Origin of the sequence: Priestia sp. HNGD-A6, assembly GCF_045784335.1 — a bacterium.
Classification (GTDB): Bacteria; Bacillota; Bacilli; order Bacillales; family Bacillaceae_H; genus Priestia; species Priestia zanthoxyli.
This window is the reverse complement of sequence record NZ_CP138623.1, coordinates 19,459-39,185: the sequence shown is the minus strand read 5'-3', so window position 1 is coordinate 39,185 and position 19,727 is coordinate 19,459. Positions and strand designations below refer to the sequence as shown.

19 protein-coding genes and 1 pseudogene are annotated in these 19,727 nt (G+C 31.5%); 12 read left to right on the top strand and 8 right to left on the bottom strand.

What is annotated here, in order from left to right:
* A partial coding sequence (locus SCI76_RS27690; RefSeq protein ID WP_407545345.1) for a hypothetical protein occupies window positions 1-1,096 on the bottom strand: 1,096 nt, incomplete at its 3' end.
* A gap of 239 nt (window positions 1,097-1,335) precedes the next feature.
* On the opposite strand from SCI76_RS27690, the pseudogene SCI76_RS27685 reads away from it, so the two are divergent.
* Both SCI76_RS27685 and SCI76_RS27680 read left to right on the top strand, forming a co-directional pair.
* Window positions 1,336-1,535, top strand: a pseudogene (locus tag SCI76_RS27685) (hypothetical protein).
* A 117-nt stretch (window positions 1,536-1,652) separates the two neighbouring features.
* A complete protein-coding gene (locus tag SCI76_RS27680) occupies window positions 1,653-2,468 on the top strand; it encodes a hypothetical protein (protein WP_377565858.1) in 816 nt (271 codons plus the stop codon).
* A 371-nt stretch (window positions 2,469-2,839) separates the two neighbouring features.
* On the opposite strand, the gene SCI76_RS27675 is transcribed toward SCI76_RS27680, so the two are convergent.
* Window positions 2,840-3,064: a helix-turn-helix domain-containing protein gene (locus SCI76_RS27675; protein ID WP_098113812.1), complete on the bottom strand. Its 225-nt coding sequence runs from the start codon at window positions 3,062-3,064 to the stop codon at window positions 2,840-2,842.
* A 272-nt stretch (window positions 3,065-3,336) separates the two neighbouring features.
* On the opposite strand from SCI76_RS27675, the gene SCI76_RS27670 reads away from it, so the two are divergent.
* The 3 genes from SCI76_RS27670 to SCI76_RS27660 all read left to right on the top strand — a co-directional run bounded on the left by SCI76_RS27670 (window position 3,337) and on the right by SCI76_RS27660 (window position 5,540).
* Window positions 3,337-3,858 (top strand): hypothetical protein, encoded by a 522-nt coding sequence (locus SCI76_RS27670; protein ID WP_407545344.1) that lies wholly within the window; start codon window positions 3,337-3,339, stop codon window positions 3,856-3,858.
* A complete protein-coding gene (locus SCI76_RS27665) occupies window positions 3,845-4,009 on the top strand; it encodes a hypothetical protein (RefSeq protein ID WP_407545343.1) in 165 nt (54 codons plus the stop codon). Before SCI76_RS27670 ends, SCI76_RS27665 begins: the two co-directional genes overlap by 14 nt.
* Window positions 4,010-4,838: 829 nt before the next feature.
* Window positions 4,839-5,540: a MerR family transcriptional regulator gene (locus SCI76_RS27660; protein ID WP_098113810.1), complete on the top strand. Its 702-nt coding sequence runs from the start codon at window positions 4,839-4,841 to the stop codon at window positions 5,538-5,540.
* Between the two features lie 114 nt (window positions 5,541-5,654).
* Here the strand turns inward: SCI76_RS27660 and SCI76_RS27655 are convergent, their stop codons facing one another.
* The 3 genes from SCI76_RS27655 to SCI76_RS27645 form a co-directional block, all read right to left on the bottom strand.
* A complete protein-coding gene (locus SCI76_RS27655) occupies window positions 5,655-6,524 on the bottom strand; it encodes a hypothetical protein (RefSeq protein ID WP_407545342.1) in 870 nt (289 codons plus the stop codon).
* Window positions 6,525-6,546: 22 nt separating this feature from the next.
* On the bottom strand, window positions 6,547-7,335 hold the full coding sequence (locus SCI76_RS27650) for a plasmid stabilization protein (protein ID WP_407545341.1): 789 nt from the start codon (window positions 7,333-7,335) through the stop codon (window positions 6,547-6,549).
* A 109-nt stretch (window positions 7,336-7,444) separates the two neighbouring features.
* Window positions 7,445-8,731 carry a replication protein gene (locus SCI76_RS27645; protein WP_407545340.1) on the bottom strand — a complete coding sequence of 429 codons (1,287 nt, stop codon included), beginning with the start codon at window positions 8,729-8,731 and terminating at the stop codon, window positions 7,445-7,447.
* Window positions 8,732-9,412: 681 nt separating this feature from the next.
* On the opposite strand from SCI76_RS27645, the gene SCI76_RS27640 reads away from it, so the two are divergent.
* The 5 genes from SCI76_RS27640 (at window position 9,413) to SCI76_RS27620 (ending at window position 13,608) form a co-directional block, all read left to right on the top strand.
* Window positions 9,413-10,033 (top strand): HAD-IA family hydrolase, encoded by a 621-nt coding sequence (locus SCI76_RS27640; protein ID WP_407545339.1) that lies wholly within the window; start codon window positions 9,413-9,415, stop codon window positions 10,031-10,033.
* Between the two features lie 11 nt (window positions 10,034-10,044).
* The gene (locus SCI76_RS27635; protein ID WP_407545338.1) at window positions 10,045-11,415 is read left to right on the top strand and encodes a sensor histidine kinase; all 1,371 of its coding nucleotides are present in this window, start codon (window positions 10,045-10,047) and stop codon (window positions 11,413-11,415) included.
* 38 nt (window positions 11,416-11,453) lie between these two features.
* A complete protein-coding gene (locus tag SCI76_RS27630) occupies window positions 11,454-12,041 on the top strand; it encodes a response regulator (protein WP_407545337.1) in 588 nt (195 codons plus the stop codon).
* 436 nt (window positions 12,042-12,477) lie between these two features.
* Window positions 12,478-12,984 carry a hypothetical protein gene (locus SCI76_RS27625; RefSeq protein WP_407545336.1) on the top strand — a complete coding sequence of 169 codons (507 nt, stop codon included), beginning with the start codon at window positions 12,478-12,480 and terminating at the stop codon, window positions 12,982-12,984.
* Between the two features lie 237 nt (window positions 12,985-13,221).
* The gene (locus tag SCI76_RS27620) at window positions 13,222-13,608 is read left to right on the top strand and encodes a hypothetical protein (protein WP_407545335.1); all 387 of its coding nucleotides are present in this window, start codon (window positions 13,222-13,224) and stop codon (window positions 13,606-13,608) included.
* A 388-nt stretch (window positions 13,609-13,996) separates the two neighbouring features.
* On the opposite strand, the gene SCI76_RS27615 is transcribed toward SCI76_RS27620, so the two are convergent.
* From SCI76_RS27615 to SCI76_RS27605, 3 genes are all read right to left on the bottom strand, one after another.
* The gene (locus SCI76_RS27615) at window positions 13,997-14,461 is read right to left on the bottom strand and encodes a DUF6773 family protein (RefSeq protein WP_407545334.1); all 465 of its coding nucleotides are present in this window, start codon (window positions 14,459-14,461) and stop codon (window positions 13,997-13,999) included.
* Between the two features lies 1 nt (window position 14,462).
* Entirely contained in the window at window positions 14,463-14,660 is a 198-nt protein-coding gene (locus SCI76_RS27610) for a helix-turn-helix transcriptional regulator (protein WP_407545333.1), read from the bottom strand.
* A gap of 166 nt (window positions 14,661-14,826) precedes the next feature.
* On the bottom strand, window positions 14,827-16,542 hold the full coding sequence (locus SCI76_RS27605) for an ABC transporter ATP-binding protein (protein ID WP_407545332.1): 1,716 nt from the start codon (window positions 16,540-16,542) through the stop codon (window positions 14,827-14,829).
* 451 nt (window positions 16,543-16,993) lie between these two features.
* On the opposite strand from SCI76_RS27605, the gene SCI76_RS27600 reads away from it, so the two are divergent.
* Together SCI76_RS27600 and SCI76_RS27595 are read left to right on the top strand one after the other, a co-directional pair.
* Window positions 16,994-17,089 (top strand): GatB family leaderless bacteriocin, encoded by a 96-nt coding sequence (locus SCI76_RS27600; protein WP_407545331.1) that lies wholly within the window; start codon window positions 16,994-16,996, stop codon window positions 17,087-17,089.
* A gap of 538 nt (window positions 17,090-17,627) precedes the next feature.
* Entirely contained in the window at window positions 17,628-19,577 is a 1,950-nt protein-coding gene (locus SCI76_RS27595) for an ATP-binding cassette domain-containing protein (RefSeq protein WP_407545330.1), read from the top strand.
* Window positions 19,578-19,727: the final 150 nt, after the last annotated feature.

Sequence of the window (19,727 nt, the reverse complement as noted above, 5' to 3'; positions counted from 1 at the left end):
GACTATCAATTTCGTTTTTATTATTGATAATATATTCGGTGACATTGTCCATCTTCTCCATATCAGTTTGCAGACCATAATATTGTAACAAAGTATACCCCTGGTTCATATAATTGTGTTTAAATTTAACTATATTTCCTTTTGTTTTATTTTTCCCTTTCCAAATCAAAGAAATCCAAGGTAAGTCAGCAGTACTTTCTGTTTCAGAAATAAATTTATCAAGTAACAATTTAATTTCTGGGCTCTTTTCAAAAAGATCTTCATTTGATTTGATTAATTCCTTGAGTTCACCAAGTAAAGGTAGAATGTAGTTTTCATTTAAGCCTGTTTCAAGGACTGCTTTCCCTCCACTTTTTAAGCTCATAGCTTGTGCATGAACATTTACTTCATCTTGATCTTTCTTTCCTATATGTTCAATTATAGGGGGTAAATTAATGTTTTCTATATCACAATCGATGTTTTCTTGGAACCATTTTAAAATAAAATTAATCTGTTCGTGATAGAAGAAATCGTCTTCTTGAAAGTAGGTCCGAACTTGATCTAGACGAATTTCTAGTACTCCTAAATGCTTCAGGTATACAGCTAATATAGGATATTTAATTTGTTTCTTTGTTCCAGTTCCGGGAACATAACCTGTCAAAAGCTTGCTAAATTTTAGTATGGTAACATTGCCCATAGTATACATTGTAGGTTTGATACTGTTATATGTTATTCCATCATAAATAATGTCATGACTGTAGTCTTTTGCAAAAAAATTATGTATCTTTCCGGATTCCTTTAATTGGATAAATGTATCTTCTTCAATGCTACTTACGTTAAATAAAACGGCATATTTGTAGGATTTTAAAAATTCATCTCTTTCTATATGACGAGTTACCTCATCCCTTTTTACAATGCCCGTAGTAAGCTGCTCTTGTTCTTCTATAGTTGATAAGTCTAGAATGGTATCTTCCGTAGAAGTTTTATTTTTTTTGAGATTGATAACTTTTAGCTTTTCCAGATCTTTAAGTAATTTTCTTTGAGCATATTTAGGGTACATTTCTTGAATAGTAGATTTTAAATGTTCTTGATAATCATTATGACCAGCTTTGTCCATGGAATATCACCTTTTTCTATATTTTCTCAGCATAATCCTTTTCTAATATATAAAAAGAATTTATATATTAAAAACAATAAAAAGTTCGCTGTTATTTAGAATTTTTTTCTACTATTTCCATTATATTTTACTAGTACTAATTATTCATGGTTCTAAAGGACTATAATTTTATCATGAAATGTTTTTTAAAACTAAACAGATGTAACTGTGGTAATCTAATTAAAGCCAAATAAAAAAGAATGATTAACCTAGAAGAAATAAAGGAGCAAGAAATTGATCTTGATAAAGTGTATGACTATGTGAAATTTCCAGATAAGGTCTTAGTAATAAAATAAGTGGTCGATGTAACAATTGTAATTCAGCTTACTTCAAAAATTTTCTAAAGCGTAGCGTTTTCTTGCGTGAATGCAGAAACTATGAAATGAAGAAATGCATCTAGTTGTTAGTAGTTGAAAGGACAATTAATTAAATATTTTAGTTTGATTAGTCATCATACCCTCTATCGTTATACAAGATACCTAAAGAAATAGAAATATTAATATTTTGGGGGACAATTATGTTTAATTTTTTACTGGGAGTCGCTGAATCAAAACCTGTTACCAAGGAGGACCTTCTTGAATTTGAAAACTCTGTTTATAGTCAAATGAAAGATGTTCAGGATGTTGCGCGTAATGTTCAAGCAGATCAAATTTCATTCTTAACTAATAACTTTACAATATTCCTTACAATATTAGGACTTATTCTTGCTGTGGTAGCGATAGTTGCAACTTATGTATTTAACAGGATCAAAAAGAATAGTGATGCAGCTAAAAATGAAATGAATAAAGCTACAGATATGATGAAACTGGCAGAAGAAAAAACAAAAGAATTAGATCAAAAATTGGAGCAAGTAGATCGAAGGCTAGAAGATTTAAATAAAACACAAGTAGACTTAAAAACCTTGCTTAATTCAAAAGAATTAGATCAAAAAATTAACAACCTTGAAGCTGCTGCTGAAACAACCACTAAATTAGACAAACAAATAGAAGTTATTTCTTCGCTACAATATGCACAACTTCTTGTTAATCACGCTGATGAAACTTATACAATAAGCAAAAAGTATTATTCTGATAATCCAAAACTAGTTTTAGATAGTAAGGATGCAAAAGAAAAATGCACACGTTTAAATATGTCAATATCTAATACCCTACATTCCTTTTTTGCCTTACAAAGACATGGTTTGCAATATGGTCCGAAAGTCAAAGAAAAAGTCGATGAACTACTAAAACAGGCTTTAGAAGTCCATGATAAGTCTGTAGAGTTCTTCGATTCGTACGTCTTGCCAGTTAGAGAAAAAGAAATAGAAGAAATGAAAAAAGCAATTGGAGATTGATTAATTCAATCTCTTTTTTTATTTGCTGAAAGGAGATTGTCAAACCCCTTTATCTAACTTTCTGTATTTAGTGTATGGAACGTCTTTAGATCTCTCGTCCATTTCATGAAAAATATAAGCGACTAGGCCGAGCCCTAACATATAAAAAAAGAGTACATATTCCATGAACATCTAAAGATCACCTACTGCGGTAACTACTTAGTATCAAAAGAATAACTACCTCGTTTGGTAATCAGTATCTACTGCTTTAGTGTTACTGCGCTAATACTGGCTTTATGTATGTATTGAAGCTAATTTGGGAATCTGTAAGGAAGCTGAGCCAGAGAGATTGTTGCACTACAAAAAAACACCTAATTTTGGGCGTTTTCACTTTAAATATCAAAAAAATCATCTACTTTTGCATTTGGGTCTATTTTTCTTATCGCTTTCATTATCTTTTTAATTGATGTTGCTGTGGGTAAATATTGTGGGTCAGAACAAGCTTTCCCTAGAGTGTTTCTATTAATTTTAGATGCATTTGAAAGCTCTTGGATAGTGTAGCCGTGCTTATCAATAAATTTTCCTAATTTAGATCGTGGTTTTCCCAATCCCCACATATAAATTCCTCCTTTTACTTCTTTAAGAACCATCGTTGACTAAAACGCAAAAAAATATTCACATATTGCAAACTAAAGTTTGCATATGAGACAAGTTATAGCTCATATCATTTAGTAAGACGTCAGAATAAGACGTCATTATAAAAACATCATGATTGGAGCGAATATAATGACAAAAGAATTAGCAATCTCGTTATTAAGTCGAAAAGACGTCTATTTAACGTTAGAAGGTAAACGGATGTTAGAGGTCATTTCGAAAGAGAACAACGTATATGAAGAAAAATAAGAAGCCAAAAAATCAAATAGACACCTATCGACCAACCGTGCGGTACCATTCTATGTATCGTACATATGTAGATAGTCTGTTTCAAGCTACAAAATTAGACCGAAATCAAATTATGAGGTGTGCGCTTTTTACTGCAGCGCACAATCCTGTTTTCTTAGCATTAATGAATCAATATAAAATGAGTGACGTCCCTCTCCCCTCCTCTCCGTGGCACCCTTCTTCCCACCCGTTATGGATGGAACAAGAGCCCAACATCGAAGAGAAAGGAGGAGGAGAACATGATGACCTTGAGCGAAAAGGAACGGCTACAAACACTTCTACGTTACTTAGAACATCAACAGATGGCCAATCAATGTCAGGAGCAACTATTCAATCCAAACAGCAGCTTTCTACCAGTGAAAAGGCAGCAGGCCCTGCAAGACGTCAGCAACCGATTGAGAGACGAACAAGGGCGTTTCCTACCTTACAGTTATCAAACAATGGAGGAATCAAACTTGATTTCAGGTAAAGAAGTAGCCTTACACAGGAAACTCAAAATAGAACCAATTGAAGGTTCTTATAACAGCTATTTAGTGAATGAAAAAGAAAAGAAGGATTGGAGTGGGAATATCTATTTAGTTTGTGTGGCAGCGATTTTAGCGATTGCCTTTTTCACCTGACGTCTTTTTAGAATAGTGTCGATATTTTGGTCATAAACATATAGCATGAATACAGTTAAGACCGCCTTATACACTGAGACATAATGGGCGGTCTTTGTTATAGATATTCGCATCTAAATAAAAAAGAGTCTGGCTTCTATTCTTAGGAGCCAGGCTCTTTTTTGATTCTAGTGCAAAAAATACATAGTAGACCATAAAATACTGGTTTCCTCTAAATGAATTATCAAATTAATTTAAAAATCTACGAATCAACTATTTGGACTGTTAATGTACTTTTTTGAAAATCTATTCATTATTTAACTTACAAGCTAAATTGAGCGATTCTACACTTACACTAACAAGATTTTATGTAGCTTCGCTAAGAACGCCATGTATTTCGAAGTTTTTGCACTTTTAAAATATAAAAATAAGTGCAATTTCGCTACAAAGGCGACCATCCTTCCCTAACCTATACATCAATTATGTAGAATTACGTGCAATTTGTTCAACTTAAGTTAAACTTACACTCAATAACGTGTAGAATCAAAAGTAATATATATACCTTAGATTAACTTGAGTTAAACTTATACTCAAGAATGTGCAAATTTAAAAACAATATACATATGTTAGTTTAACTCAAGTTAAACCTTCACTCAAGAATGTGCAAATTTAAATATAGATTATAAGAGGTTATCTCTTCTTTTGTGTAGAATTACATATTCAAAACTATAGTTATTTGAAATTGGATACTACTTTATGAAGAATTTCGAGAAAGTTTAGTAGTAGATTTGCTATAATATTAACCAGTATAGCAATCTTGTCATAGAACAAGATAAGGAGTGATTGATTTATGTCTCAAATACAAGAAGAACTATCTTATCAAATAAAAGATGTTGCAGAGATACTAGGATGGTCTCAATCCAATGTGCGAAAATATATGAAATATATGAATTTGCAGGGAAGTCGAACTGAGGGTGGTCATCGGCGCTTTAGTCAGCAGGATCTAAACGATTTACTGGAAGCAAAACGTTTAAAAGAAGAAAATGACTACTCTTTAAAAATGATTCAAGCGCATTTCAACAAAGAATTGACCAATGAAATGATTGAAAAAAATGAGTCTCTTAAGTCATTTTTAGAAGAATCAGTAGAGGAACTACAAGACCAAGTAGAAGGCAATGCAGAAAAAATAAAATCAATGGCTGAATTGTTTGATGGGTTTGTTAAACATACTGAACAACAAATAAAACAGTTGTCTGAAAATACTACTCAAGAAATACTATCTCTTCAGCAATTAATGCGAACTTTACCAGACACTAAAAAGTCTGAACAGGACCAACAAAGGTTGAGAGAGGTTGAAGCGAAAATAAGGATTCAAGCACGGGAAGAAGCCGTTGAATTGTGGAACCAAAAACCAGAAAGTGAAAGGTTTACACGAAGTGGTTTTCTAGGGCTACAGAAAACCGAAAAATTAGGAGAAAGACAGGATTTTATTGAATCATATATTGATAAGAAAGTCCTTAAATATATTCAAAGTGATGAAAGCGTTAATTAATATATGATTTATTCTTTACATGAAATTACATGAGAAGTAACACAAAATAAAAGACCTTCTTGCTTCGCAGAAGAGGGTCTTTTAAAATATCCTGTTTGAAGAGCATATTCTTTTTTAACTCTTTAAGAGTAAAAGAGAAGAGACAATCCGTTCGTTGGACAGGTATTTCTTTTCCTTTGAGAATAGCTTTAGGCCTATAATATCAGGATGAACCTGTACGGTTAAGGAACGATAATGTAAACCACAATCTTTTACATTAGAAAAAGGATTGTTAAACTTCGAATTGTACTCAGGTTTGAAATAATTGATTAGAGCTGCTTCTGTTGCATCTAGGATTTGATTATTTAATTGGAGAGGGGGATTCTTTGTGATCTCTTGTAGTTGAGCTAGATCTTCGTCCTCACTATCTATTTTCTCTAATAATTGTGATTTGAACTCTAATAATAGAAGGGCTAGCTCTTTGTCAGGGTATTCATGTGAAATAGCTTTTTCTACCTTCTGTAACATAGGATCAGATACTAACTCTTCAGCAGGAAATCGTTCTCCATTTTCTCCAAATGCCTGTCCAATATACACAATCTCTGTATCTAGGTAATACTTTGACTCCCCAAGGTAGACATGAAGGAGATTTAACTCGATAGGGCCTTTTTCCCAACCTGTGAATACCATTGCTCTACGTGGCTTCTCATAGTCAAATTCAAACTTTCTGTGATCGAAGTCTGGCATATCATCCGAAATAATAGAAATGTCCAGCGTCTCTCTGGAAGCATGTTCTTCTGTTCCAACGATTACGTCAAAACGTATATATTTTTCAAAGAGTTGGACCGAATCTTCATCTATACTTAATCTAGGGATTAGTGTAGCCACGTAAATATTATATCTTCGATCATCTGGCGATAAATAATCTAAATCAAACGGGTAACTCATGCTTAAATGGTAACCCCATGTTTGTAGCCCATAGTCAGGCATATGTTTTGTATTCATAGCTATCTCCTTAGATAGTACGTTATTTTTGATAGTCATAGACAACCGGAACGTGGTCCATTTTCATGGTTTTGGCCACAATATAACGACGATAGCCATCTTTTAAGATCTTTGATTCTTTCTCAATTGTTAACGGCTTGTCAAGATGTCCTGTACGCTTCACAAATTCAATGACTTCTTCTGTTTTCACAGGGTTTGGACGTGTCTTTAAGAAGGCTTCAGGAACGATAATGTCATCAAAACTCACAACATCCTTTGTTCCTTTTGGCTGAATAGGTTTCTGCTTGTTTTGCGACGCAACTTTTTGCTCTTGTACAGGTGTTTGTGATGCTTCTAACTCTACCATTTCAGCTTCCTTTTTCGTTTCTTTTGCTACGGACTGAGGAGCAGGTTCTTGCTTTTCTTCCGGTTTAGTAGATTCAGCGTTCTTTTGTTCCTCAGAAGGCGCAGAACCCTCTTGTTTCGCTTCTTTTTTATCTTTTGACTCATTACCTTCTTTGTCATTTTTATTCGGTATAACGGTAATCTGGAAGCAGATAACACCTATTTCGCCAGGGCACTCATCAATCGGAATATCTAGCGTCGGTTCCCCTTGAATTAAGATTTTTTCATGCATAATACTCTTTTTTGTTAGTCCGGTTTTATTAAAAGCTTTCTTCGCAACAAACACGGTATACGAAATAAACGTACTCTTTTTCAGACCTTTAGGAGCAGCAGGTGAGCCTTTTTCACGCATATCAAAGGCAACGTATCGATCGTATTCTCGTAATGGGCCTGTAGCAGAGCCTGTTAGGGTAATTTTATGTGGCATAATGATCTCCCCCTGTGTAGATAATAGTCATTTATTATTTAGAAATATGTTCTAAGTAAACATACCCCTATTAATAATCTAGCTTTTAAGAGATTTTTTCACTTTTTAATTACGAAACAGTGTCCTGTAATTGAGCATGTTCATGCAATAAATCCTGTTCCTCTGGTGTTAATTCTTGTCCTAAATCCTGTTTCAGCTGCGCCATTTCTAACGAACTGTACAGAGAACTCTGCTCTTGGAGTACGTTTTCTTCTTCTGGCGTTAGTTCTTGCCCTAAATCTTGCTTTAATTCAATCATTTCAAGCTGTTGATCCAGAGGAATAGCTTCTTCTTGTGTGCACTCTTTTTGCTCGTGTTCAACTTTTAACCAAGCAGGAACTAATTCCTTACAGGTGATATGTTTAGGTGTAAATAGGGCTGTTTCTACAGCTTTAGTATGTATGTCTGACTCAGATGATGGTTCTTCCGTATTTCCTTTTAGTAGATTCGCAAATTGATTGTAAGCAATTTGATAAACAAGACGGCACATCTCATCTAGTAATAGGGGAGTACCCTTATAATTTGCCTCATGGACATATTTATCTAAGCCTACAATGGCTGTATAAGCGACTTCATGTACTTGCTCTTTCATAATCTCAATCTCTGTATCTCGTTTCACAGCTTTTGCAGCATTTCGAATACGAGCATAAAAGTCTTTTAGTTGATGACCATATTTCCCTGCGTACACATTATTTACTTTTTTAGGAACACCTACGATATAAGCAAATGACTGTGAAGCAGATATTAAATGATTATTTAAATGATTTTTAGGTAAATCAAGGTTAATAAAGGGGGAAGATGTTTTTTCGCCCTCAAAGCTTGTTGTATCAACGTTTTCAGCACTTTCTGGACTTGTCACAGGAGTTGTCACAGGAGTTGTCATTTCTTCTTGTTGAAGCGTTTGGACACCTGTTGTATCATGTGCAAAAAAGATCTCATTGCAAATCTTATTAAAGTTCTTATGACTTTTAAGAACAAATACATAGCTGTCAGGATGAGCTCCTGTTGTATCTTCTTTAATGTAACGTGCAACAAGTATAAATGGCGTATCCTTTAATGTTTTCACAAAACGAGAAACGGTACTTTTAGATACGTTAAATTTCTTCATAAGCGTTTCTGAACGGATCGCTTGAATACCCGTAGCTACAAGGTTATAAATCACGTGATCTAACATTTCCATTCTTTTTTTAGGGAATTCTTTATGTAAGGCCAACTGTTGTTGTTTAAAATAAGTACGAAGGGTTTCTAAAAACGCTTCTTTCTTTTTACGAAGGGTTGCTTTTTCTTTCCATAGCCATGTGAAGGGCCCATTGAAGGTTTCTACATCTTTTAAATAGCAAGTTAATAACTTGTTCATTTGTTCATCTTCTCCTTTTAGGAACACAAAAAAGACACTGTTTCCCTGAAGAAAGGAAAACAATGTCTTAATTAAGATAAACTAAGCCCTTGAAATAGATGTCAATTTCGTATAAAATAAAACCATAAGTTTTATTTTGTACAAAACTAACTCTATTAACAAGAGACTTCGACAAGTGTTTTCCCTACCGTAACTAGGGGGAACGGTTTAAGAGTGCTGTCAACACTTCTTAAACAGTTGAAGTCTTTTTTCTATCCGCACGTTTTTGTTAGTTCTATTATATCGTTAAGTCGTCTTATAATTCAATAAAAATTAGCAAAATATATCAAAACAAGTATATTCATCTTAATCTTATTTTTTTGCAAAGATCGACTTTATCATATCTTATTTTTTTTATTCTGGGGAGGGGAAAAAAGTTTCCTCTCCCCAGAATTACAATTATATGTTATAATTGTAAAGTTTACCTTTATTTTAAATATAAAGTATTGATATACAGGTATTATAACAAAAACAAAATCCATCAATATGGAACTTAAAGGGTATTATGCAGTAAAAAAGAAGGTGTTAACTTGTAGGGTTTTATTACAACATAAGTAAAATTGTGCTATTTTAATACAGATATCACTTTGTTAACATTAAGATAAACTATGTTTTCAAAAACGGAATATAAGGAGAAGTAATATGAAAAAAGTAATTCTTTTTAACTTCAATGGAACTATTACAAATACAAAATTTTTAGCAATTGATATGTACAATGAAATTGCTGAGAAGCAGGGATACAAAAGAATTCTAGAAGAAGATGTTCCTTATTTAAGTACATTGTCAATACGCAATAGATGTAAGGTACTTAATTTACCTTTATACAAAATGCCCTTAGTTGGTATAGCCATAAAAAGAAGGTCTCAGAAATATATTTCTAATTTAAAACCTGTAGCTGGAATAAAAGAAACTCTCGAATTCTTGAAAAAGGAAGGTTATAAATTAGGATTTACAACAAGTAATAATCAAGGTGTGATTAATGAATTTTTAATAAATAATTCTATTAACATATTTGATTATAGTCATTTTTCATTTAGTCCTCTCTCTAAATCAAAAGATATTTCTTCATTTTTGAAAAAGTATGATTTAAATAAAGAAGAAGTTGTTTATGTGGGTGACGAACTAAGAGATATTAAAGCAGCTAAGAAAAATGGCCTTTTTTGTATAGCAGTATCTTGGGGATTCGACTCAGTGGAGCTTTTAAATACAGGACACGCAGATAAAATTATAACAAAACCTAAAGAAATCTTAGATATTTTATAAAGGTTGTAATAATGTTTTTTATATTTTTTTTTAATTTACTATTTGCTATTATTTTATTTTTCACTCAGCCTAAAGAGAATGAAGCAAATCGTTGGATGGTTACTTTTTGCCTGTTAGGTGCAATAACCGCATTGCAAAGCTCCTTAGCTCATGCATTTATACCGTATCTTCTGGGGATAGGTGCTATATTTATATCCAAGGTTTTGTTTCAAATACATATTTATTTTCAATTCTTAGGTCAGGTTGCTTCACCCTATGCAGTACTTATGTACGCTATTGTATACTCAGGAGTGGTCCAAGCTAAAACTAAAAAGATGTTGTCATACATATTAGCAATACCCATGGTAATTATGATATTTTTCACAGATTTTTATCCAGATATTAGAATTAATTTTCAAATATTGCTAGTGTGGGTTACTCCTTACTATCTATTAGCCAGTTATTTAATGTTTCACACATGGCATAATGAAATAAGCGTTTATCAAAAACAAAATAAATTACGGGTATTTATTGTGCTAGTGCCTACTTGGATAGCAATCTACATATTTAATAACGTTTTTGGAGCAATTTATGAAATAAATAAAGTGAATATTTTGGTGGCGGTATTTTTCTTTGTTTCTTATATTTTATTCGTGTCCTATATTTTTCTAAATGGTGCATTTGGAATAAAAGTGAAGGTCGAACAACAGCAAGTCTTAGATAAATCAATGAGAATAATGAGCGAAGGTGCGGCTGTTTTAAACCACACTATTAAGAATGAGGTTAGCAAAATTAAATTTTTTCTTAACATTGCTCAGAATTCTGTAAGGCAAAAAGATCTTCAAGCAACAGAAAAATCAATTAATGAGACTTTTTCAGCAATCCAAGGAATTGATGACATGGTAGATCGTATTCGATCAAAAACAGAAGAAATTGTTCCTCAAGAAACAAGATTCAATTTAATAGAACTAATTGAAAAGTGTATTCAAAGTGCAAGGCCTATAATGTCGTCAAAAGGCATCCAAATAATGTCCCGTTATGAAGTTGATGCCAAGTTGATAGGTGACACTGTACTTCTAACTGAAACTATTAATAATATTTTAAATAATGCCATGGAAGCTATAGTAAGTTCAAAAGGTCTAATTCATATAGACTTATTTTTGAAGAATAAGGGAATAAGTATTGAGATTAGCGATAATGGTATAGGGATACCAGATGAACAATTGAATTGTATCTTAGATCCATACTTTTCAACAAAAAACAATAAAAAAAATCACGGGTTAGGGCTTAGTTTTTGTTATAAAATAATTCGAGCACATGATGGTAATCTATCTGTACAAAGTGAAGTAGGTAAAGGTACTTCAATTATTATACAGCTTCCTAAATCTCGAATAATTACATAAGAAGTGTTTTTTGAAGTGAAAGGGAGTATGAGTTCGAGATGAACACTAATAATATAAGAGTGATGTTAGTTGAAGATGATGCTTTTTGGCAAACAAATATTTCTAAGTATATCGAAGAAGAATCTAATGATATTAAAGTTGTTTTTGCTGTTGATTGTAAAGAAAGAGCACTTGAAATTATAAATGAAGGTAATAAAATTGATGTCGTTCTTATTGATCTTAATTTAACTGGTGCCAATCTTGATGGCATTGAAATTATTGAGATATTAAGTGAAAGAGAAATTAAGACTATTGCACTTACTTCTATTAATGAGGATGAAATTATTGTAGAGACTTTTGAGTCAGGAGCAATTAATTATATAAATAAGAGTAGTATCTATGATATCATAACAGCTATCTATCAAGCAGTTGAGGGAAGAAATCAAATACATGCAGATGCTGCAGATGCATTATTAGGAAAAATTAGAGAAGATAAGAAATTAAGTTCTCTAACAAATTCTGAAAAAGAAGTATACAAATTAGAGAAGAAGGGATACCCTAAAAAGGATATTGCCAAACGTTTATATAAAACAATTGATACTATAAAAAAACACTCTAAGTCATGGAGAAAAAAATTGAATGCATAAAAGGGGTTTTAGTTAACATGCTAAAATCCCTTTTTGTTTTTTTGTAAATTATGTAATTATAGCACATTTTTGTAATAATGAGGAGGGGAAACTTTTTTCCCCTCCTCATTATGTATAATTTCTTGTACCATATATTTATAAATTGTTATGTATTATTCATTAACCAATTATTTAAGGTTTTAAAGAGTTCACCTCATAATTCTAAGAACGTAAAATTATTTAAATTTACTTTCTGAGGAAAAATATTATAAAAGCTAATATTCAACACTTTACATGTATTTAGTATTGATTCAAAGGTTTCGAATCTTATTTCATGCTTAATTGTACTGATAGTAGCTAGTGAGGCATAAAGCATTCAGATATCGTCTGGGGAGTTGTAACTTTTTAACTATTTTAAGAATAAATAGAAATTCAGTTTCAAGAAAGGAAGAAAAGAATGCCCAATCAAAGAACAGTAAAGAATCAACAAAGCTCTTTTAAGGTGAGTGTCGAGTATGCACATGAGGATCTCTTATTAGAATTAGAACTAGGAATATTCCGTACTACTCCTCTTCATGCTCAACGAATTGCCAATAGCGTTAATAACATAATCCTTCTTGAAAATCATATGGTGGTTATTTTTAAAAATGCTGATTCCCTCACGATTAATGATGATTTTCTTAGACATGAATATAAGTTTAAAATATGTATCAAGCCTAAGTTACTGCCTTTTGAGTTATCAACCCTTACCCATCAAGAGCGAGGTTTGCTTTTGCAAAATCAAATGTATAGTGTAACCGAAGAGGATAAGAAGGGGGTCAACTGGGACATTCAAACGGCTTTTCGGTACCTTCAACAACAATATGATTCAGGGGATCAATCTTACTTTTTGTTTTCATCTAATTCATCATATGTGGTTCCACTATCCACGCACATGCAACGGGAAATACAACATGCGACCTAATAAATTCATAAAATATATCATGGTTGACAAACAAGTTCTTATTCTTTTAAGCACTTGTTTTTTTGTTTGTTTTTCTAATCTTAAGCTTTTTATTCAATACGCTGCGAAGTCTTATCAAAATTGTATTTAGTAATATTTTTATAGAATCCGTTTCATTTATCACTTTGCTATAAAAGACGAAAATAAGAGAACAAATGAGGAGTTTATAGTATCGAAGGTTTGAAAACAGAAAGTCCGGTGTATAATACCAAAACCTATAAGGGATTTTCTTTCAAATTAGCAGGAACAATAACCTTTGAAAATCGTGTGTATCATTGGACTTCAAGTTTATTCGATATGGTTATCAAAATAGATCAAACAGATGAAGAGAAAGTAAGCTTAATTGTACAAGAAAAAGCGAAACCAAACATCAAATTACCTTTTCATTTATTGTATAAAGTTGATAGCTATTATATGGTAAGGATCAGCGATTCGACTCAAAATTGGGAAGCACTTGCCTTTGATTTTTACCCAAAAAATGAAAAAGTTATCACGATAGAAGCCAAACATAAAGGTCCAACGCAACAAGAAATGAACTACCAAGTAGACGAGAAGAAAGCCGTTACTGAATCAAAAATTGAATGAAAAGCAACAAGATTTAGCCATAAAGTGAAAAAACACAGGGGGACGCAAAGGGGACATAAAAGGAACGTACACACACAAAGACATCACCTTAAAAGGTTAAGAAACAGCTTTATAAATAGAAATAAGAACCATGGTCTAGAAACATGTAACCTGCTATTGCCTTAAGGCAATTACAGACCCAAATTTAAGTTAAACGAGCTTGTAAGAACTTATATTTTTAGTTGCTTTACAATAAAAATGGGCACTAACTCCAGTAAGACAGTGCCCTGCGTTAAAATTACTAATATTTTCACCATCTCTATAGCTGTTTGTGAAATAAACTTACAAAATGAACATCTTGAGAAATCCATTGAGTAGACTAAAAATAAACAGATTCTACGATGATAGATTAATCCTTTTTTTGGATTTTTTTGCTTATAATCACACTTAAACTATACATAAATGCGCAAATCACAACAAATACCACTAGACTTATAATCCAATCATACATGCCAGATGGAATCAAAGATGTACCTTGAATAATTTTCTTCCATAGTACATATAAAAAAACAGTGCCTAAAAAAGAAAATTCTTCAATATTGTTCTTTCTTTTTTCTTCCTTTTCCAATAAGTGGTCTTTAGTAATTTTCATAAAGGACTGACGTATAAAAACATAAATAATATATGTAACAACAAAAATCAAGCTTACTATCCATTCAGATAATGGACGATCCATAAAAATTCCTCTAACAACTAAATCAATAAATGCTAAAACAACTAATAAAAAACCTGCTTCAGAATAAGATTTATATTCTAGTGCTTTTACTCGTTCATCCTCGTACTCTGTAATACTAAATATTTTCTTTAACTTCATTCTAAATTTCCTCCCAAAATAACTCATCTAACGTTTTATCCAAATTTCTAGCTAAATCCAAACATAATTTTAAAGATGGATTATATTTCCCAGACTCAATTAGACCAATTGTTTGTCTCGTGACATTAACCTTATCAGCAAGATCTTTTTGAGTTAAACTTTTTTCCATTCTAGCTAATTTAATTCTATTCAAAGACATAAAAAACATCCTCCATATTAGCAATATATATATTGCTTATGCAACTTATATATTACAACAATTGGAGGATGTTTTCAATATTTTTTTATCTTTTAATGTCAAAAGAATAAACGTTTTCCATTATAAATAGCCAAAATTACTTTTTTCATTTAAATCTCTCCTTTATCTAAGATGCAGTAGATTGTTTATATACAAGGGTTTGGTATAAATCATTATTACATAATAATTCTTTATGAGTACCAATCCCAGATATATTACCATTATCAATAACTATAATTTGATCAGCGTTTTTAACAGTAGAAATACGATGAGCAATAACAATAGTAGTACGGTTATGCATCAATTTTTCAATAGCCCTGGTGATCACGCTTTCAGACTGTGAATCAAGATTTGCAGTTGCTTCATCCAATAATAAAAATGGAGTATCCCTTAAAAATGCTCTAGCTATGGCGATTCTTTGCCTTTGTCCTCCAGAAAGATTAATTCCTCGCTCACCTAACTTTGTATCATAACCATTAGGCAATTCCTTGATAAATGAATGACAATTAGCTAAAATGCAAGCCTTAGTAATTTTATCTTGAGATATATTTTTGTTCATTCCATATAAAATATTTTCTTTTATTGTACCTGCCATCAAAGGAGAGTCCTGGGACACATAGCTAAACATTTGTCTCCATTTATCTATATTAATATCCATGTGAGATTCTCCATTTAAATAAATTTCACCCCCACATGGATGGTAAAAACGCTCTAGTAAGAAAAATAAAGTTGACTTACCTGATCCACTGGAACCAACTATTGCAGTTAAAGTATTAGGTTTAATAGTAAATGATATATCTTTTAAAATTGGTTTGTCGTCATATTTAAAGCTAACATTATGTAAAGTTAAATCTCCAAATGATGGTTGATTACTACTTTCTAGATCTCGTTCTTCTTTCTCTTTTAAAATGTCAAATATTCTTTTGGTAGCACCTGTAGCTGATTTTAAATTTGTAACAAACCTACCTATAGTAGAAACTGGAGCAACTATCTGAAAAAGATAAAGAATAAATGCCAACAATTCTCCAGAAGAAATATAACCAGACTGAACTCTATATGTACCATATACAATAACTAAAAGAATGGTAGCAGTAATAACAATACTCAACAATGGTACTAGAATAGCTTCTATTTTAGTACCACGAACTCCATTTTTATAAAGAGATATCATATATTCCTTACCAGAATCATATTCCAAACTTTCAGTGTTATAAGACTTAACTAATCGAATTTCACTGAGTATTTTAGATAAATAACCAGTAAACTCTGACATGTATTCTTGTCTTTCATAAGATACTTTTTCTATTACTGCGCTAATAGGCAAAATAACTAGAAGTACCACTGGTATAACAGATAATAAGACTAAAGTCATAGGTATATCTAAAAAGAACAAAATTATTACAGAACCTACAATAGATAATAGGCCAGAAAATAAGTCAGCCATTTCTGTAGATAATAAATTCATAGTAACAGTTGTGTCGTTAGTTATCCTACTGACTATTTCTCCAGATTGATTTTTATTATAAAAGTTAACCTCTAATTTTAATAATTTGTCCCAGATTCTCTTTCTAATATTTAAAACTACACGTTGTCCAACAATCCCAAGAAAATATATTGATAGTGACATAGATAGTAATTCTAAAATAAATAGTATGATAATCTTTAGCATTAACTCATATGAAAAACCATTAATTATAGTATCTAATTGTGATTTTAATACCAAAGGTATTACCAAAGAAATTCCAGTGTTAACTACACTTAAAAATATACCTAGATAAAGCATAAGCTTGGGTGGATTAGTTTCTTTCCAAAGATCTTTTAAAGTTCCAGTTTTAAAATTCATACGTCTCTAACCTCTACTAATTATTTTTAAATAATTGTTATTTTATATTAAAATATTGACTTAGTTCCAAAAATGTATTAATCTTCTAACAGGGTCGATTTTACCATATCAATACATCTTTTCCAAGTTAAAAACAAAAAATGTTATTTTTACGGTATAAAAGATTCATATATATTGAAAGGGAGGTGTATTGTATGTGGAAAGCTATAGGTAAAGCAGCTCTAAAAGGTGCAGCTGGTATTATTGGTTGGGAAGCAGGAGAAAGAATTTTTAAATAATAATAAGAAGAAGAAATAATAATAAGAAGGGTGGAAATATAAATGCTTAAAATGGTTGGAAAAGCGTTTCTTGGTGGCGTATCTGGCGGAGCTACATACGGTGCATTAAAGAAGATTTTTGGTTAATAAGTTAATAATTTAAATACATAAAGAGATAAATAGAGGTGATATAAATGGGAGCAATTATTAAAGCTGGTTTAAAAGTAATTGGTGGCGGCGTACTTACTGGAGCTGGTACATATGGAATCGGAAAGATTTTTGGAAAGTAATTACCAAAGGAAATAATGCGACTTATTCCCTTTGATAAAATAGACACATATATTTTGCATAAGAAATATATATATGTCATTTTAATTTAAATAATCTAAAATGTAAAGTGATTTTACAAAAAAGACCTTCTTTTGTTAGGAGGTCTTTTTCATTAAATACTTTCATACATAAATTTTTCTTCACTAAAAAGAGCATTTAATATCTTTATAAATTAGATTGATATTAAATTCTTTCTACGCATTTGAAAATTCCAAATTTGTATAAGAAGTTCTTTCAGTCATTAACAAAAGTAAGTATAAACTGATAATAAGAAAGGAAATATCATACTCTTTTATGTTTTACTAAACGTGCTACTTTTCTCATTCCTTTCTAGTATGTGTGGCTTGTATGGGATGTCCTTTTTATCTTTATTTTCATTAAATGAAAATAGGTTCATTGGGACTATAAATAAAATTATATATTTTAAAGAAAATATATAATTTTATTGTTAGATCAATTACATAATATATAAACTGTATAGGTGAGTGAATACATTAAATGATACGCATTAGCAATGTTTCAAAATCATATGAACTAAGAAAATCGGAGAATATATCAGTTCTCAAAAATGTAAATATGGATTTTAAAAAAGGTGAACTAATTTCTATATTAGGACCATCAGGATGTGGTAAATCCACACTGTTAAATATTATTGGTGGCCTTGATCGTATGGACAAAGGAGATTTAATAGTTAGTGGTACTAATACTAAAGACTTTAAGGAAAAAGACTGGGATCGCTATAGAAAAAGTAAAATAGGATTTATATTTCAGAATTTCAACTTAATTCCCCATTTAACGGCTTTAGAGAACGTCGAGGTCTCCATGACTTTAACGGGAATTTCAAAATCAGATCGGTTAAAAAGAGCTAAAGAGTTATTAAATAAAGTAGGACTTAGTGAAAGATCAAACCATAGGCCTAATGAATTAAGTGGGGGGCAAAAACAGCGTGTAGCAATAGCGAGGGCGTTAGCTAATAATCCAGATATTATACTAGCTGATGAACCAACCGGTGCTTTAGATTCACGAACATCTCAACAAATAATTGAATTATTAAAGGGAATTTCAAGTTCTGGTAAGCTAGTGATTGTTGTAACTCACTCCCAAGAACTAGCTAATCATGCTGATCGTGTGATTGAAATGCTTGATGGTCAAGTTTTATCAGATACTTCTAATATGAAAGCAGAAGTGCCCAATAAATTAAATACCAATGATGATGATTTAACTACCAAAGATTCTACTATTAACTTGAGTACCACATTAAAATTAGCATTTCGTAATATAAAACAAAAGAAATGGCGTACAATGTTGACAGCATTCGGTGCTTCTATAGGTATCGGTGGCATAGCCATTATGGTTGGATTAGGTATTGGTGTCCAAAATAAGGTGACTGATGAATTGGAGCAAATTGCTGAGAAAAATATAGTAACTGTTCAAGGAAACAGTGGTCTTACTAAAAAAATAAGTAAAGATGACATCGAGAAAATCAGGAATATAACTGGTGTGGCTTCAGTATATCCAAGCTATAACTTAGAAGGGAGCATTTTGACAAAATCTGATGAATTAAGTGTCCCTATGCTGATGTTACAACCTGAAAAATATAAAGGTGACTTCAACACCAATCAATTAATTAAGGGAACTTATCCGAAAGATAATGATAAATCAATATTAATATCAGAGAGTACGGCTAAGGACATATATGGGGATAAGGTAAAATATAAAGATATTCTCGGAAAGAAAGTTAAGACGAGTATCAAAACTTTGACAGATTCAAAAAGTCATCATGAATCTGTTAAATCTACCTTATCAATTTCTGGCATTGTTAAAGATGGTCCATTCGGTTTGCCATTTAACTATATACCTTATAAAGAGTCGGCAAAAATTAACGACAAATCGTCCAACAATAGAAATATATATTCATTAAGTGTAGTTGCTAAATCACCAAAAGATTTTAGTTCTATACAAAACAAAATAGAGAAAATGAAATTATATGTAGATTCTGATGAAGAGCAAATGAAGAAGATTAATACATACTTTAAAATGGCACAAGCTGCTTTAGGTCTCTTTGCTGGTATATCACTAGTAATCTCTTCAATTATGATTGGTATTGTCCTTTATATTAGTGTGTTAGAAAGAACACGTGAGATTGGGATTTTGAAATCGTTAGGAGCACGTCGAAAAGATATCAGGCGTCTATTTTTATCAGAAGCAGCAGTTATAGGTTTTTTAGGAGGAGCAATTGGTGTTATAGGTTCATATTTAATATCTGTATTAGGTAATGAAATAGCTAAAATAATTTTGAAAAAAAATTATTTTAAATTATTCGACTTGCCTCTTACTTTAATTGTATTTTGTATTGCACTAAGTATTGTTGTCAGTGTAATTGCAGGCTTTATCCCTTCTAATAAAGCAACTAAACAAAATCCTGTTGAAGCACTAAAATATGAATAGAAAATCTAATAAAAAAGGAAGAATTATCATAATTAAAAAAGCTCTAATCTGTGTAACATTAATGACTTTAGCTGTAGTTTCATTGGCTGGATGCTCAGATTTACAAAAAGGATTCGAAGATGGGAAAAAAGTGCAAGTCACTCGGATAAG

What these genes read in the sequence shown, in the direction of transcription:
- SCI76_RS27655 (WP_407545342.1), bottom strand. Translation starts at nt 6,524, where the DNA reads ATGAATACAAAACATATGCCTGACTATGGGCTACAAACATGGGGTTAC.
- SCI76_RS27670 (WP_407545344.1), top strand. Translation starts at nt 3,337, where the DNA reads ATGAAGAAAAATAAGAAGCCAAAAAATCAAATAGACACCTATCGACCA.
- SCI76_RS27650 (WP_407545341.1), bottom strand. Translation starts at nt 7,335, where the DNA reads ATGCCACATAAAATTACCCTAACAGGCTCTGCTACAGGCCCATTACGA.
- SCI76_RS27630 (WP_407545337.1), top strand. Translation starts at nt 11,454, where the DNA reads ATGAACACTAATAATATAAGAGTGATGTTAGTTGAAGATGATGCTTTT.
- SCI76_RS27625 (WP_407545336.1), top strand. Translation starts at nt 12,478, where the DNA reads ATGCCCAATCAAAGAACAGTAAAGAATCAACAAAGCTCTTTTAAGGTG.
- SCI76_RS27610 (WP_407545333.1), bottom strand. Translation starts at nt 14,660, where the DNA reads ATGTCTTTGAATAGAATTAAATTAGCTAGAATGGAAAAAAGTTTAACT.
- SCI76_RS27615 (WP_407545334.1), bottom strand. Translation starts at nt 14,461, where the DNA reads ATGAAGTTAAAGAAAATATTTAGTATTACAGAGTACGAGGATGAACGA.
- SCI76_RS27675 (WP_098113812.1), bottom strand. Translation starts at nt 3,064, where the DNA reads ATGTGGGGATTGGGAAAACCACGATCTAAATTAGGAAAATTTATTGAT.
- SCI76_RS27680 (WP_377565858.1), top strand. Translation starts at nt 1,653, where the DNA reads ATGTTTAATTTTTTACTGGGAGTCGCTGAATCAAAACCTGTTACCAAG.
- SCI76_RS27595 (WP_407545330.1), top strand. Translation starts at nt 17,628, where the DNA reads ATGATACGCATTAGCAATGTTTCAAAATCATATGAACTAAGAAAATCG.
- SCI76_RS27660 (WP_098113810.1), top strand. Translation starts at nt 4,839, where the DNA reads ATGTCTCAAATACAAGAAGAACTATCTTATCAAATAAAAGATGTTGCA.
- SCI76_RS27645 (WP_407545340.1), bottom strand. Translation starts at nt 8,731, where the DNA reads ATGAACAAGTTATTAACTTGCTATTTAAAAGATGTAGAAACCTTCAAT.
- SCI76_RS27640 (WP_407545339.1), top strand. Translation starts at nt 9,413, where the DNA reads ATGAAAAAAGTAATTCTTTTTAACTTCAATGGAACTATTACAAATACA.
- SCI76_RS27605 (WP_407545332.1), bottom strand. Translation starts at nt 16,542, where the DNA reads ATGAATTTTAAAACTGGAACTTTAAAAGATCTTTGGAAAGAAACTAAT.
- SCI76_RS27600 (WP_407545331.1), top strand. Translation starts at nt 16,994, where the DNA reads ATGGGAGCAATTATTAAAGCTGGTTTAAAAGTAATTGGTGGCGGCGTA.
- SCI76_RS27635 (WP_407545338.1), top strand. Translation starts at nt 10,045, where the DNA reads ATGTTTTTTATATTTTTTTTTAATTTACTATTTGCTATTATTTTATTT.